Consider the following 15822-nt stretch of genomic DNA (forward strand, 5'->3'; position numbering starts at 1 on the left):
CGCCCGCTCAGGAAATCATTTCCGTATAGCGCAGGGCCATCCGTTTCCAGTCGCCGCTTTTCGCCAGGTAGACCGGCTGTGGCGCCAGCTGAAGCGCCGGTGAGGCAAACGACAACTGGTCGCGGTTCGCGGGCAATTCGTCCACAAAGCCGATAATGGCAGCGTGGCGGCAGCCAGCGGCGTGCAGTGCGGTGATGCAGTCCTCGGCAAAATCCGCGGGTACCGAGGCCAGCAAGCCGCCACAGGTTTGCGGGTCTACCAGCAGTGGCAGGTGCGGGTCGGCTTGCCAGGCAGCAGGGTTTTGCAGCGCCGCATAGGCCCGGGTATTGTGCTGGTGCAGGCTGGAAACAAGGCCGCGTTCCGCGCAGTAAGTGGCGCCGGGTAACAATGGCAGTGCGTCGGCAAACAGGCTGGCACCGAGCTGCGTTTGGTACTGGCCGCCGGTACTGCTGGTGGCGGCAACCGGTGGTGTGGGATTGATGACACTGGGCTGCCACTGCAGCATTTCTAGCAAATGGCCGAGAAGGCCGAAGCCGGTAACGTCGGTGAGCGCATTGGCGCCGTTGCGCGCAAAAATTTCCGCAGCGGTCGCATTGCTCTGCAGCATGACTTCAAGCGCCTGTTGCAGCCAGCGGCCCTTGGCCTTGCCGAGCCCTTCGGCGGCAAACAGGGTGCCAATGCCCAGGGGTTTGGTCAGGATCAGGCAGTCGCCGGCGCGCAGATCGGTTTTGTTGAGCAGCTGCTGGTGATCGGCGATACCGTTAACGGTGAGCCCCAGCTGCAGCTCGGCGCCTTCGGAAGTGTGGCCGCCACTGAGAACGCAGTTGTGCTGGTTCAATTCGCGCACCGCGCCGTCCAGCAGTTGCTGCAGGTCGCGACCGGCAATTTCTGCTGCGGCCAGCGGCAGCGTGACGAGCGCCTGCGCGGAAACCGGCTGTGCGTGCATGGCAAACAAATCCGACAGCGAATGCAAAGCCGCCAGGCGTCCAAACAGCCAGGGGTCTGCCACCGGCGCGCGCAATTGGTCAGAGCTCTGTACCAGTAATTTCCCGGCCGGCAGTTTCAGCACCGCGGCGTCGTCACCGGCACCGCGTAACAGGCCAGGCGACTGCTGGGGCGGCAGTTTCGCCAGTGCATTACCGAGAATGTCGGCCGCCACTTTCGCGCCGCTGCCATTGGAGCGAATTTTTGCGAGCGAGATATTGTCGCGCTGTTCCAGAATTTGCGGATTGCGTCCAAGCAGTGATCCCAGGGACGCGGGGCGATTGGCCGCCGCGCGATGCGCTTGCCCGGTTACCGGCAGTTCGGCAAAGCGACGCATAAAACTGCGGTCGATATGGTCTTTCCAGTGCCACAGGGATTGGCCGGCAGCGGCAAAGCCGTTGCGCGAAGCGATGGCTTTCTGGCTGCCACAGGTCAGCAGGCTGAGAAAATTTCGCTGCGGGCGGTAGGGCTTAAGGGGCTGTTGTAACAGTGTGGCGCGCAGGTTGCGATACAGGGCGGGGCCCTGTCGCAGGGCGAAGGTCCCGGCTTTTGGCTGCGGATTCTGGGCCAGGCTGGCGACGTCGCCCACGGCAAAAATATGCGGGTGATCCGGTGCCCGCAGATATTCGTCGATCAGCACAAATCCCGCGTCATCCAGCGCCAGCCCGGACTGCGCCAGCCACGGTGGCGCCGCCGCTTCGGTGCACAGCATCACCTTGTCGACCGGAAGGAATTTCCCCTCATCACTGTGCACACCCTGAGGGGTAATTTCAGTGACACGCCAGTTGCGGTGCACCTGCACCTTCAGGCGGCTTAATTCCCGCGCTGCCAGCCTGCGGGCGAGCAGTGGGTACTCCTGGGGCAACTTGTTGCCCGCCTGGATCAGGTGCATTTCCACCCGGCCACTGTACAGCTGTTCCTCTAAAGCCCAGGCCATGGCCATGGCCAGTTCACAACCGCCGACGCCACCACCGACCACGCCGAGCCGCAGGGGCAGGTGTTCGCGGTGTACCTGTTGTTTCAGTTGTTGCCAGTAGCGGTGAAAGTGGCCGATGGGTTTGACCGGAATGGCAAGTTCCGATCCGGGAATATGCCGGCAGGGGGTGGCTCCCACATCCAGTGAGAGCAGGTCAAAGTCCAGGTCCGGGCGCCCGAGCAGCGACACTTTTTTGCTCGCGAGATCAATATGGTGGGCGCAGGCCTGAATAAAACGGGCGCCGGCGGCGCGACACAGGCGCGGCAGGTCAATGTGAATATCACTGTAGCTGTAATGGCCCGCCACCATTCCCGGCAGCATGCCGGAATAGGCACTCTGTACCTGGGGAGATACCAGTGTCAGGCGCGCGCCAGGCAGCGGATTCTTTGCCCACATCTGCAGCACCATGGCGTGGCTGTGGCCGCCGCCAATCAGCACTATGTCCTGATAGTGAGGATGCTCCTGCATGGTCGTCTACCTGATGCCCGAAAAATGGTTCGCTATGTGTGTCTGGATATGACGGTTTCGATCTGGGTTGCCGGGAAAGTCTTCTTTTGATCGAAATATATACAGTGTAACGGCGCGCGACCGATTAGCACGGATTCGACGCACAGTTTGGAGGCATGTGGCGCCGGAATTAGTGCGCTCGGATGGGGACAGTAAGAAAAGACCCGTAAAAATATTCATAAGAGGTTGCTGGCGACATCTGGCCAACGCCGGCTGGTCTTTAATGTAGAAAGCGCGCAGTTCGGTCTTCTGCCATAGACCGCTGCCACTGCGCGAAATTCCCAGTGCGCCGAGCTTTGATGTCTACTTCGCCCGCTACAGATCCTGCCCAATCCAGAGGAATACGCCGCCTGCTGTGGCTGCTGATGTTCTTCCTGTTGTTTATTGGCGGATTGAACATCTTCGTATCCCTGGTTTTGCCCGGCGCGGTACAACGCTGGCTGCAGGAGCGCGGTCTGGAAGCGCAGGTCGCCCATGTGAATGTTTCCCTGCCGCGCCTGCGCGCACATTTGCGCGGGGTGCAGGTGCGCAATGCGTTCGAGCGGGGGTTCAGCGTCCGCGAGGCAACCCTGGGGCTCAGCTGGTGGAAACTGCTCCAGGGAAAAATCCACGTCAAGGAAACGGTACTCGAAGGGGTGTACCTGGATCTGGAATCGGAGCCCGGCGAACGCGGCCGGATCTGGGAAATCGGTGGCTGGCATTTGGGGGAAGGGCCGAAAAAACCGAAGAACTGGCATGTGGATCTCGCCGGCGCCAAATTGCGCGACGCGGTGGTGTGTTACCAGCACAAACCACAATGGAAAAGCCCGAGTTGCGCACGCATTGGTGCACTGGCGATGGAGGATTTTTTCGTCGCCGGATTCCGGGAAAAGCAGGAGCCGCTGCAGTTTTCCATCGGAGCCGATGATTTTTTGCTGGAAAACATGCTGGCCTGGGATGAATTACCCGGCCAGTCCTATCCGTCGGGGTTGGCGAGAAAAACCCAGGAAACGGGCGAAGGCGATATGCGCAAGTCGCCGGAAGAAAATCCCACCATTGCACTGGTTCGATTGAAGACCGGGAAAATCCGCTTTGCGCGTCCGGGCAATGCGCTCACCACCGCAGAAGTGTTTACCCGCAAGTTTGCCGCTTGCCTGCCAGACCGCTGGGCGCAGGCCGTGCCGGGGCTGGGGCGAATCACCGGCCATTGTGCCACTGCACGCCGCCTGCAGGTTAAGGGCCCCGCGTTGTTTTCCTTTGGCAATGGAGCCGAAATAGCCTGGCGCCGGGTCGAGGGGCAGGAAGTGCGCCTGCGCTATCGCAATCGCCGCCACCCCAACTGGCACGCCGAAACGATCGCACTCAACGGTTTTGACTACCTGCGGGAATCAAAGACCCTGCAGTGGCAGAGTGCCGGCAGCAGCGGATTTTCCTGGTGCCCCAACCGCCTGCGTACTGGTCCGGAAAAACCCGCCGTCCACCACTATTGCATTCGGGCCGGCAGCCTCCGGCTGCCGCAAACGACCGCGATTGGCTGGGAACAGGGACTGGCGGTGGACCTGACCGAAGCCAGTCTGGTGCAGGGCTCGGTTGTCGACCTCGATGCCAACACCCCGCTGGAAAAGCCGCTGACCAGCAATAACCTGCGCCTTGGTGCCTTGCAGTACCGCAACCAAAGTCGCCGTTTGCGCTTGCAGCAATTGAGTCTCGATGGTGCCTCTGGGTGTGTTCCGGGACAATTGTGGGGGCGGGAGGATCACTGCGTATTTCTCTCCCGGCTACAGGTGCCGGAAAACCTGACCCTGCAATTTGCGCGCAAAGTCGCACGCGGTGATGCACTGCCCCAGACCTGGGGTTTGCAAAGTGGACCGGTGCAGCTGGCGAAATTGCGCCTGAACACCGGCAAAGCGCGGGGCCTTGCGAGTACCGGCAAACTGGCGCCGCAAAATGGCATCGAGTTGACGCAGTTGAACTGGGCGAGGATGGAAATCTCCGCCACGGATCAGCGCTACCTGGTGGAAGACATTGCGTTGCAGCAATTGCGGGGCTGTGTCCCGGAGGGGTTAACGCCGCTGAGGCTCTCACCACTGTGTACCAGTGTCCGAGGGCTGGATGCGAAGGGCGACTTTATCCTGGCGCTGGAAGATTCACCTTACCTGATCCTCGGTGAACTGGGGCTGGAAAGCCTGCTTCTTTCCGATCATCTCAGTGCTGATCCAGCGCAGCAGACGGGACTGCTCGTTAATCAACTACACACCGGCGTCGGCTTTTTCCGATTGCGCAGCCAGCAGCTGCGCGCCGGGGAATACTTCGCGACGGACGATGCATTCTGGTGGCCGGGGGGCGCTGGCCAGGCGGCGTCGGGCTCAGATCCGGCGGATGATGGCGCTGAAAAAGGTCAGTTGCCACAAGACGGGACACAATCGCTGGCCGAGCACGCCGGCGAAGATTTATTGGCGTCACCCGGTGGTACGGAACAGGGTGGCTCCGCGGGGCGGGCAATCGGAGACATGAATGCGACGCAGGAAATTGTTGCGCGCGAAATGGAGCTGGAACTGGCTTCACTTTCTCTCGATCGCCTCGATGGCTGCCTGCCGATCACCTGGCAGGCATTGCTCGCAAGCGGTGCGGGAAAACGTCGTCCAGAGTGTTTTGCGATCCGCGAACTGCAGCAGAAGCAGCCGCTGAATCTGGCGATCGACCGCAAGCGCAGTGTTGCAACCGTTGCGGAAGACAACACGGCTGGTGATAGAGATACGGCCGCTGATGTGGCGACTCATTCGGCCAACAGGGGCAGCGGCGGACATTTTCGGCTGGTGTTTACCGCGGCGGATCTGCAGCTGGCGCAGGCGGATATCCAGGGGGCAGATAAGCAGCCCCTGCTGGAGCTGTCGAAGTTGCAACTGCCGAAGGCGGCGCTTCGGATCCAGTCGGCGGCCTCGCCGTCATCCTCTGCCCGTATGCAATTGGATATTCCCGGCGCGTCCCTGGACAAGGCCGCGTTCTGCCTTTCCCCGGCGCGTTGTGTGGACCTCGATAAATTGCACACCGGTGAACAGTTTTCCCTGGATTACGACCACAACCGACTTCATGCAGACCTCAAGGACCTGGCGCTGCAGCACTTTTCCCTCACCGGTAAAAGTACCGATGTCACGGCAGAAATTTCACAGCTCGCCAGCGTGTCGTTGCGGGTGAATTTACCGCGCAATGCCGGCGCCCGGACGAACTGGCAGTTACAGGACCTGCAAGCCGCGCAGCTGGATTTTTGCTGGCCGAGTCCCGGAAGCCCGCAGCAACGGCTGCCGCGCTGTGTCCGCGGTAGCGATTTACAATCCGTAGGCAATGGCCTGGTATTACAGTCCCTCGCCCTGCACCGGGAACTCGACGACCCGCCACAACTGCTACTGGGCCGCTTGCAGATAGAAACTCTGGGCATGCGGCAGTCCCCCGGCGCGGGGCAACCACCGGTAGAATTCAATCTACACAATATTCAGCTGAGCAGCATCCGCGGTTGTGGCCTGCAGGAGTGGCTGGCGGCTGCCCGCCAGCGGGGGGACGCCAGCGGCCGCTGGGGTGGCTGCATTTCCTCCGGCAATGTGCACCTGAGTGGCGACAACCTGATTCCCCTGGGGCGTACCGCAGCCGCTTCCGAGAATAAAACCCTGAACCGTCTTGTACTGGGTCCGCTGAGCGCCAGTGATCTCAGATTGGTGCCTGCCGAAGGGCAGGCACCAGCGCTGCAGTTGGCGCAGCTGCATTGGCAATCCCTGGAATGGCCCGGCGGCGCGCGCGTGCAGGTGGAGGAATTGAATGCGGTGGACTTTGCCGGCTGCCTGCCAAGCGCAGCCGGTGTGAATGACCAACAAGCGCGCTGTATTTCATTTTCACAGTTGCATATTACCGGTCGCCAGCGCCTGGCCGCAGGGGAGGAATTGCGGGCAAACGGTCAGATTGCGGTGTCGGACTTTCTCTTCCGCCAGGGAGAGCGCCAGCGCATTGGCTTTAGCCACCTGGCGGTCAACGGCCTGGTATTTTCAAGTGATGCAATGGCGTTACAGCAGGGAAGCTTAAGTGGCCTCAGCGGTTGCATGAGTCCCTTTACCCTGGCGGAAAAGGCATTTTCACCCTGTTACCAGGTGGGGCGGGTCACGGTAGAGACCGAGCATAAAATCCGCCTGGGCAGTTTTGGTAGCGGCGCATCCCAGCGGCTCTTCAACAACATCCGGGTCGAGGGCGTACAGGTTACCCAGCAGGATTACCCGGCGGGCCTGCCGGCGCAGCTGTTGCATATCGAAAGCCTGCAGGCAGAGTTACTGGGTTTCGGCAGCCGCCAGTTGCTGAGTAAAAACCTGCAAATACACAATGTCAGTAGCTGTATTCCCAAGGGCTATATCAATGGCATCAATCACTGTATCAATCTCGCCGAAATCCTGACGACGGGTCAGTTCAGTTTCGAACAGCGGCAACTGGATCTGACGCAGGCAACACTGCACCAGTTGATGGTGCTGGATGCGGGGGGAGATCAATTACTCGAAAGCGAGTTGATCGAAGCGCGGGAGCTGGCGGTCGCGCGGGACAAAGTCCGCCTGCTGTGGTTGGAATTCGCCAACAGCAAATTGTTTCGCCGCAGTGAACGCGCTCAGGACTTCGTCAATCACCAGTGGAACACGGAAGTGGAATCCCTGCAGCTGAGCCAGTTTAATTATGACCCCGACAGCAAAGCACTGGATATCGATACCATCGACCTGATCAAGCCCCGTAGTATTCTTGCGCGCGGCATAGAAGGTGATCTGGGGGCCTGGGAGCGTTTTCGCAGTGAAACCCCGGAGTTGGCACAGTATCAGTATCGGCGCGGTGATATTGCGCGCGAAGCCAACCGGTTTAAATATCGCATCCGCCAGATTTATGTCGATCGCGGGCGCTTCCTGTGGATGGACAATACCGGCGAGTACGAGGCAAAAGTCCCGATCCGCCGTATCAATCTGTTGCTGCAAGGGGCCAGTAATTACCATGAGGACCCGCCTGCAGTGGTGGTCTTCAACGCCCGCCCCGGGGGGTTTAGTGAAATGCATCTGGCAGGACAGATCAATTTGCTCGAAAACAGCCATTGGGATGCCGGCATACTGGGTTACGTGGAAGGTGCCAACCTGATTCCCACAACCCCGTACTTCGCTGCACTGCTAGGGTACAAAATTTTGCAGGGGCAACTGGATGCCGAGGTCAATATCCAGGTGAAAGACAACCAGGTAGATGCGCTGGCAAAAATGAATCTGCAGAAAATCAAGGTGCGTCGGGTGCGGGATTCCGATCACCTCAAGGTCAAGAAAAGTATCATTCCCCTGAGCCTGGCACTGGCATTGATGAAGGATGGCAACGGCGATGTGCGTTTCAAAATGCCGGTTACCGGTGAACTCTACGATCCCAAGTTCTCTTTCAGTTTTATTTTCAGTGACCTTTTGCAGCGCGCCATTCTCGAAGCACTGTTCGCCTATTTCACGCCAGTTGGTATTTACAGTCTGGCAAAACTGGCCTGGGCGCGTTTTCGTGCAGTCAGTTTTTCCGAGCTGGAATTTACCCCGGGTAGCGATGTGCTGAGCGCCCGCGCCGAGGCCGACCTGAGTGAGATGATCGAAACACTGCGCGACAACCCCAAGGCCCGCCCTGGTATCTGCGGTGTGGCGACCGCACAGGATCTGGAGATGATGTTCCCCCACGAAGTCGGCGCCATGCGCGCAGCGGAGAGGAATACACGGGAAGAGTTCTATCGCGATCCCCCCAGGGGATTGCGCGAGGAATTATTACAGTTGGCCAATCGCCGCAGTCGCCATGTACAAAAGTTTTTGATTGAAGCCGGTCTCGACCAGGAAGATTTCATCCAGTGCGCACCGGACTATATCGGAACCGACTCCGGAGCGCCGCGGGTGGAGTTTTCCAACTGATGTCACTTGGCGACACGGCGTTGTCGGCTTGCACTGAATGATGATTCGGAGAATATCGTTATGGCAAAAAATCTCGCCCACCAGTTGATCGAGCAACACCTTGTCAGTGGCAACATGAAACCCGGTGAGGCGGTGCAGCTCAAAATTGACCAGACGCTGTGTCAGGACGCCACCGGCACCATGGTGATGCTGGAATTCGAGGCGCTGGGATTACCGCGCGTCAAGACCGAAGTCTCCGCCCAGTATGTGGATCACAACCTGATCCAGGCAGATTTCAAAAACGCGGACGACCACCTGTTTCTACAAAGCGCCAGCCGAAAATGGGGTATCTGGTTTTCCCGCCCGGGTAATGGCATTAGCCACGCGGTGCACATGGCCTGTTTTGGTATTCCGGGTAAAACCTTGCTGGGCTCCGACAGTCACACCTGTGCCGCGGGCTCCATGGGGATGCTGGCAATGGGGGCTGGCGGCCTGCAGGTCGCGCTGGCTATGGCCGGGTTACCCTTTTCACTGACCATGCCGGATGTGATTGGGGTGGAAGTGACCGGTAAGCTGCCGCCGTGGGTCAGTGCCAAGGATGTGATTCTGGAAATGCTGCGCCGCTACGATGTCAAAGGCGGCGTGAACAAAATCTTTGAATATTATGGTTCTGGCCTCGCCAATCTCACGGCGATGGATCGCCACGTAATTGCGAATATGGGCCAGGAGATGGGGGCCACCGCCAGTGTCTTCCCCGCGGATGACAATTTGCGGGCCTTTCTCCGGCAGCAGGGCCGGGAAAAAGATTTTGTCCCGATGCAGGCGGAGACGGGCGCCAGTTACGATGCCCACGACAGTATCGATCTCTCTACCCTGGAGCCACTGATTGCCTGCCCCTCCAGTCCGGGAAAAGTGGTCAGCGTACGCGAGGTCGCGGGCAAGCCTATTTACCAGAGCTATATCGGATCCTCCGCCAACCCCGGGCTGCGTGACTTTTCCGTACCCGCGAAAATGGTGGCGGGAAGGCATTTGCCGCAAGAAATATCCCTGGATATCAACCCCAGCAGCCGCCAGCTACTGGAAGAACTGAGCCGCAGTGGCGACCTGAACACCCTGCTGCAGGCCGGGGCGCGCCTGCACCAGACCGGCTGCAATGGTTGTATTGGCATGGGGCAGGCCCCTGCCAGTGGGCGCATCAGCCTGCGTACCGTGCCGCGGAATTTCCCCGGTCGCTCCGGCACCAAAGAAGACCAGGTCTACCTGTGCAGCCCGGAGACCGCGACCGCCAGTGCGCTGATGGGCAAAATTACCGATCCCCGCGATATGGATATGGATTACCCAATCTTTTCCGAGCCGGAAAAACTCAATGATATGCGCCCACTTATATTGCCTCCGCAGGACACCAGTAATGAAATTCCGGTAGAACTTGAAAAAGGTCCCAATATTCAGCCCCTGCCAGACTTCGCGCCTTTACCGGACAAAATCGACGGGCCGATTTTGCTGAAGACTGGTAACAATGTGTCCACCGATGAAATTCTCCCTGCGGGAACCGATATTTTGCCGTTGCGTTCAAATATTCCTGCCATCAGCCACTATACCTTCTCCCGTATCGATGAAACCTTTTACTCGCGGGCAAAAGATCTGGATGGGAATAGCTTCGTGATCGGCGGTGAAAATTACGGCCAGGGTTCCAGTCGCGAACACGCCGCCATTGCTCCCCGTTATCTGGGAGTGCGAGCAGTAATTGCCGTCTCCATGGCCCGCATAGCCCGCCGCAATCTGATCAACTTCGGCGTGGTGCCGCTGCTGTTCAATAAGCCTTCGGATATCGCGCGCCTGAATCAGGGAGACATGCTGGGCTTGGAGAACATCGCCCAGCAGCTGCAGGCCGGACGGGAGATTGTTGTACAGCTGGCTAATGGTAAGTCACTGAACGTTACGCATGATATGAGTGAAGAGGAAGTATCGACAGTCATTGCCGGGGGGCTGATCAACAAGGTCAGGAATGAAAAACTATAGAAGGTAAAGTCGTTAAAGTATCCGCAGCAGGCGCCGTGATCGGTGCCCGCTGCTTGTTTCATTGTTCACTTTCCCGTAGCGGGTAAATCTCAATCTTTCAAAATCTCCCGCGCCGCATTGTGCCCTGGCACGCCGGTCACTCCACCGCCGGGGTGGGTGCCGGAGCCGCAGATATACAGCCCCTTAATGGGCGTGCGGTAATCACTGAAGCCCATAAACGGACGGTTGCTCCAGAGCTGATCCAGCCCCAGTGCGCCGTGGAAAATATCCCCGCCTATGAGTCCGAACTTGCGCTCCAGGTCCAGCGGTGAATGAATCTGGCGGGCGATGATGGCATCGCGGAAATTGGGCGCGTATTCGGTGACGGTATCGATGATGGTATCCGCCGCCTGCTCGCGCTCTTCATCCCAGCTTCTGCCGTCGGGCAATTGCGGGGCAAACTGCTGGCAGAACAGGCTGGCGACATGCTGCCCTTCTGGTGCCAGCGAGTTATCCACAGTCGACGGGATCAGGATTTCGACAATCGGTTTTTTCGACCAGCCAAACTGCTTGGCATCCAGGTAGGCCTGTTCCAGGTATTGCATGCTCGGGCCGATGACGATACCGGACTGATGGTGTGGTTGCAGTTCCCTGCCGGGGCGGCAGGTAAAGTCGGGTAGTTCTTTCAGGGCGACGTTCATGCGGAAAGTGCCGGAGCCGACCTTGAAGCCGCGCACCCGGCGCTGGAATTCCGGATCCAGATGTTGTTCGTCGATCAGCCTGCCGAACAGCAGTTTCGGGCCTACGTTGGCAATCACCTTGTGCGCGCGGTGGGTGTCACCATTGATAAGGCGCACGCCCTTGGCTTGGCCATCTTCGATCAATACCTCTTCCACCTCGGCGCCGGTAATCACCTCGACGCCCAGTTGTTCGGCTTCTTTTAGCATGGCCTGGGTAATCGCCCCCATACCGCCGATGGCGTGCCCCCAGGCCCCTTTTTCGCCGTTGACCTCGCCGAACACGTGGTGCAGAAGCACATACGCTGAGCCCGGGGTACTCGGGGCGGCGTAGTTACCGACGATGGAATCAAACGCGAACGCAGCCTTCACATGGTCATTTTCAAACCACGCATCCAGCACATCGGTGGCACTTTTGGTGAACAGGTCCAGGGTGTCGCGGCGCTGTGTCATGGTGAGCTTTCTAGCGCGCATGCCGAAGCTGCCTGCGCGGATCAAGTCCGTGAAACCGCCGCCGACATTCGGTGGTGTGCGCAGCAGCTCTTCCCGCAATACATCGGCCACGGTTTCCAGCATTTCGTAAAAAGCAGGCAGGGCTGCGGCGTCTTTTTCCGAGAAGCGCGCAATTTCCGCGAGGGTATCCTGCGGATTTTTATGGAACGACAGGCTGCCGCTGTCGGAGAGTGGGAAAAAATTATTCTGCGGGCGCAGCTTCACTTGAAGGCCGTGCTTGTGCAGGTTCAGGTCCTGGATAATCTTGGGATTTAACAAGCTGACGGTATAGCTGGCGACAGAGTTGCGAAACCCGGGGTGGAACTCTTCGGTAACCGCGGCACCGCCGACGATATCTCGGCGCTCCAGAATGGTTACTTTTTTGCCGGCCTTTGCGAGGTAGCAGGCGCACACCAGGCCGTTGTGGCCGCCGCCGATGATCAAGCAATCGTTCATTATTATCTTCTCTACTTCTTGTAATTTTCTTGTTGCCGATTCAGGTGCTTCCCTCGCTGCGCAATCGGTCAAGTCGCAATCGTTCGCGTCCGTCAAATAATCTGCGTGCACAAATCGTCACTGCCACAAAAGTGCCAAAGCCGGTACCGGCGGCAATGGTGAACATAATCAGTATCTGGTACTTCACCGCCAGCGCCGGCGCGGTGCCGGCGAGGATCTGGCCGGTCATCATACCTGGCAGCGAGACAATCCCGGCCGCGGCCATGGCGTTGATGATCGGCGTCAGTCCCGCGCGCATGGCTTCACGGCGGAATTCTCCCAAAGCCTGTTGCCAGGGCTCCCCGAGCATCAGGCGGTTTTCGATGATAGCGCGGGATCGGCGCGCGCTCTCCGTCAGGCGGTCGAGTGCCAGGGCGATGCCGGTCATGGTATTGCCGAGCAACATGCCCAGAAGCGGAATTGCATATTGTGGCGTGTACCAGGGCGTAGGGTTGATCACCAAGGTCAAGGTGAGCACGGTAACCGCGAACGCAGAGATAAACATCGACAGGGTGCCGATGCCAAAACTCCAACCTCCCCGCAGGCGATATTTCTGCCGTGCCACCACTTCGCGTCCGGCAAGCAGCAACATGAGCACACCCATCAGTGCCACCCACAATAAGCGGTCGGTACTGAACAGGGTTTCCAGTACCAGGCCGATCAGGGTCAGCTGGATAGCGGTGCGGGCGGCGGCGATCAGTAGCGACTTGCCAATTTTTAATTGTGATAGCCAGGTGCAGACGGCAAGGGCGAGCACCAGTCCGGCGGCGATGCCCAGATGCCACCAGCTGAGATCAATCACGTTCACAATGCGCGTTCCTTTAGTTTGCCTGCACTAGTTCACCTGCACTAGTTCGCCTGCACTATTGATATGGAAATGGCGATCCGCGACCCGCGCGATCTGCGCTTGCGCGTGGGCTACCCAGAGAACCGGGAGCTGGCGCCTTCGGATTTCGTCCAGCAGCCAGCTTTCCACCTGGCGTGTGGTGTCTTCGTCCAGATTCGCGGTGGGCTCGTCCAGCAGTAACGCGCGCGGGTTTCGGGCGAGCGCGCGTACCAGTGCCAGCCGTTGCTTTTCACCTGAAGACAGGCGCGAGACTGGCCAGGAAATACACTCCTGTGGCAGCCCGAGACAAGGTGGAATAGCGGCGTTCTCGGGGTAGTGCGCGGCCACGGTTTCAGCCCACCAGGCACTCTCCGCGGGTACCATCATCACCGCCTGGCGCCAGCGGTGTGCAGGAACTGCTGAACGTGATGTATCACCGAGACGCACCTGTCCGTCATGCGGCTCTAGGTCGGCGATGGCGCGCAGCAACCTGCTTTTGCCGATGCCAGATGGCCCGGAGATACACACGATTTCCCCCGCCGCGACGGAAAGATCCAGTGGCGCGAGATCGCCCGCGGCAAGCTGCGATATGTTCAGTGTGTTTATCGACCCCAAGGCAAGGTTCCCATCTCAGTAACCGCTCTCAACCAAAATAGCCGATCCCCTTGGCCATCAGTGCCCCACACAGAGCCATGCCAACCAGTGCGGTCAATTCCGTATGCACGATGATCCGCAACCAGCGGCGGCGACTATCCGCCAGTTGTGGCACCTGGCCCACGGCGATCTCCCGGCGCCACTTCAGAAATTGAATCGTAGGTAGCGTGGATAAGGTTGCGGCGAGGGCGAACAGGGCTAGCTTTGCGTGAAACGCGACATTGTGGAAATAGTACTCGGTGCCTTTTTCAAAGTAATACACCCGCAGTAGCCCGACGATCAACAGCGCCACCGCCGAGGCACCGACAATGCGGTCCACAAGCTGCAGCTTGCGCGCACTTGGCAGGGTGAGGGGTTGTCCCAGCACAACCAGTTGCACGGTGAGGGTGACGGCCAGGGCGAGGAAGGCTAGGTGGTGTAGAAAAGCAAATAAAGCGGGCATATGGCGTCCCCTGCAATCCTGGGAATAGTGATCCTGGTTGCAGGAGAAGTTAACACAGATCCTCTTGATTGGAATGCTTCAGGCACCGGTGCTTGCGACGGGTTCAGAGTCCACGGTGCTTAATCGGACAACCAGTTGATCAACGGCACGGTAGGCATTTTCGATGGACCGCTGATGGCGCTCGTCACCGAACTCCTGATACTCAATGCCGATTTCATAGAAGTTTTCGACTCCCAGGTAGTGGCTCAGGGTACGTATGTGTGGCCCCAGGTGATTCATGGACTCGCGAATACCGCCAGGACCAAAACCGAATTCGCCGCTAGAGGTCAGCAGTACCAGAGTTTTTCCGGAAAACACCGGCTGCAGGGGGAAGTCTCCGCGCGCAAGGTCAAAGGTGAAGGTTTTATTGACCCTGACAACTTGATCAAACCAGGCCTTCAGACTTGCAGGCATACCATAGTTATACATTGGTGTGGAGATCAGTATCAGATCTGCCATGGCAACTTCCGCAATCAATTGCTCGGAAAGCGAGAGCAATGCCTGTTGCTCTTTGTTGCGTTTTTCTTCCGGGGTAAATACACCTGCTATCCAGTTCTGGCTCACGAACCCGGGCGGAGTCGCCCCGACATCTCTATGGATGAAATTATCTGATTCGTTGTGTTCCAGCCATTGCTGTTGAAAATGCGCGGCCAACTGACGAGACAGAGAGCGGTAAGACGCTGTTTCATTGTCCAATGCGCGGGCGCTGGTATCAATTTTCAGTATTTTTTTCATGGCGAACTCCAAGGTATTGGCTGTGGTTATGATGTAACTATGGTTATTCCTGGAGATATTGACAAAAGATACCTCCTCACCTATAGATGAGAAAAATTCATTTGTTGGTGGAAAATGCAGGAGCTAATCGGAAATCTGAATGGGGTTCGCGTGTTTGAAGCGGCTGCACGATTACTGAGCTTCAAGGACGCGGCGGAAGAGCTGCATATTACGCCCACGGCAGTGTCTCACCAGATTCGTAATCTGGAACAGCAACTTGGTGTCGCACTATTCGAGCGGCGTACCCGCGCGGTGTCTTTAACCGATGCCGGGCGCGTGCTGGCAGATGCCGCGCGCCTGAGTTTGCAGACGCTGGCAGATGCCGTCGAAGAAATTTCCGGTGAACCGAAAGTGTTGACGGTGAATACCACCAGTGCCTTTGCGGCCTTGTGGTTGGTGCCGCGTTTACAGGGTTTTTATCGTGAATTTCCGGATCTTCGCGTTGTCGTACAGACGGATGAGAGACTGGTGGATCTGCAGCGGGACCGCAAAGTAGATCTGGCGATCCGATATGGGCCGCCGCCTTCTGATGCTGAGCTTCTGGCACCGGAAACCTTCGGCCTTTATGGCGCACCGCCAGTTATTGAGAAACTGGAAAAGGGGCGGGCTGTCCCGGTATTTGAGACCCGCTGGCAGAATTCCGGGCTGCCAGCCGTGACTCTTGACCACTGGTGGCGACAATTTATGCCGCGCCGCAAAATCCCATTACAGGCGCATTTTGATCAAGAGATGCATGTCATCCAGGCGGCACTGGCCGGGCAGGGCGCGGCATTTGTGAGTGACCTGCTGGTAGAGATGCCCGTACAGCAGGGGTGGCTATTGCCATATCGCGCAAACTGCCGGCTACCCGGGTTCACCTATTACTTGTTGGAGAGGCGGCAGAAACCCTCTGAGAAGGTCGTAAAGTTCAAAGGTTGGTTGAAAAGTGAACTATCGGGAACACCGCAAAGTGATGTCGTGCCGCAATGAGCTTGCTCCCTCTTTGAACCGGCTGGCATTCG

9 protein-coding genes are annotated in these 15822 nt (G+C 58.4%); 3 read left to right on the forward strand and 6 right to left on the reverse strand.

Annotated features, from left to right (window positions below; all coding sequences use genetic code 11):
- Positions 1-7: 7 nt before the first annotated feature.
- Positions 8-2428: a selenide, water dikinase SelD gene (gene selD / locus M0G74_RS15380; protein ID WP_248219289.1), complete on the reverse strand. Its 2421-nt coding sequence runs from the start codon at positions 2426-2428 to the stop codon at positions 8-10.
- 338 nt (positions 2429-2766) lie between these two features.
- Between selD and M0G74_RS15385 the strand changes: the two genes are divergently transcribed.
- The gene (locus M0G74_RS15385; RefSeq protein ID WP_248219290.1) at positions 2767-8385 is read left to right on the forward strand and encodes a DUF748 domain-containing protein; all 5619 of its coding nucleotides are present in this window, start codon (positions 2767-2769) and stop codon (positions 8383-8385) included.
- Positions 8386-8445: 60 nt separating this feature from the next.
- Complete coding sequence (locus tag M0G74_RS15390) at positions 8446-10383, forward strand: aconitate hydratase (protein ID WP_282450242.1); 1938 nt, start codon at positions 8446-8448, stop codon at positions 10381-10383.
- A gap of 89 nt (positions 10384-10472) precedes the next feature.
- On the opposite strand, the gene M0G74_RS15395 is transcribed toward M0G74_RS15390, so the two are convergent.
- The 5 genes from M0G74_RS15395 to M0G74_RS15415 form a co-directional block, all read right to left on the reverse strand.
- A complete protein-coding gene (locus tag M0G74_RS15395; RefSeq protein ID WP_348983718.1) occupies positions 10473-12158 on the reverse strand; it encodes an NAD(P)/FAD-dependent oxidoreductase in 1686 nt (561 codons plus the stop codon).
- Positions 12088-12894 carry an iron export ABC transporter permease subunit FetB gene (fetB, locus tag M0G74_RS15400; protein ID WP_248219292.1) on the reverse strand — a complete coding sequence of 269 codons (807 nt, stop codon included), beginning with the start codon at positions 12892-12894 and terminating at the stop codon, positions 12088-12090. The genes M0G74_RS15395 and fetB overlap by 71 nt, the downstream gene beginning before the upstream one ends.
- Before the next feature lie 27 nt (positions 12895-12921).
- Complete coding sequence (locus tag M0G74_RS15405) at positions 12922-13527, reverse strand: ATP-binding cassette domain-containing protein (protein ID WP_248219294.1); 606 nt, start codon at positions 13525-13527, stop codon at positions 12922-12924.
- A gap of 28 nt (positions 13528-13555) precedes the next feature.
- Entirely contained in the window at positions 13556-14008 is a 453-nt protein-coding gene (locus M0G74_RS15410; RefSeq protein ID WP_248219296.1) for a DUF2214 family protein, read from the reverse strand.
- A 78-nt stretch (positions 14009-14086) separates the two neighbouring features.
- Complete coding sequence (locus M0G74_RS15415; protein WP_248219297.1) at positions 14087-14782, reverse strand: NAD(P)H-dependent oxidoreductase; 696 nt, start codon at positions 14780-14782, stop codon at positions 14087-14089.
- Between the two features lie 114 nt (positions 14783-14896).
- On the opposite strand from M0G74_RS15415, the gene M0G74_RS15420 reads away from it, so the two are divergent.
- Complete coding sequence (locus M0G74_RS15420) at positions 14897-15790, forward strand: LysR family transcriptional regulator (RefSeq protein WP_248219299.1); 894 nt, start codon at positions 14897-14899, stop codon at positions 15788-15790.
- Positions 15791-15822: the final 32 nt, after the last annotated feature.

The sequence above is a fragment of the Microbulbifer sp. CAU 1566 genome (genome assembly GCF_023156515.1).
GTDB lineage: Bacteria > Pseudomonadota > Gammaproteobacteria > Pseudomonadales > Cellvibrionaceae > Microbulbifer.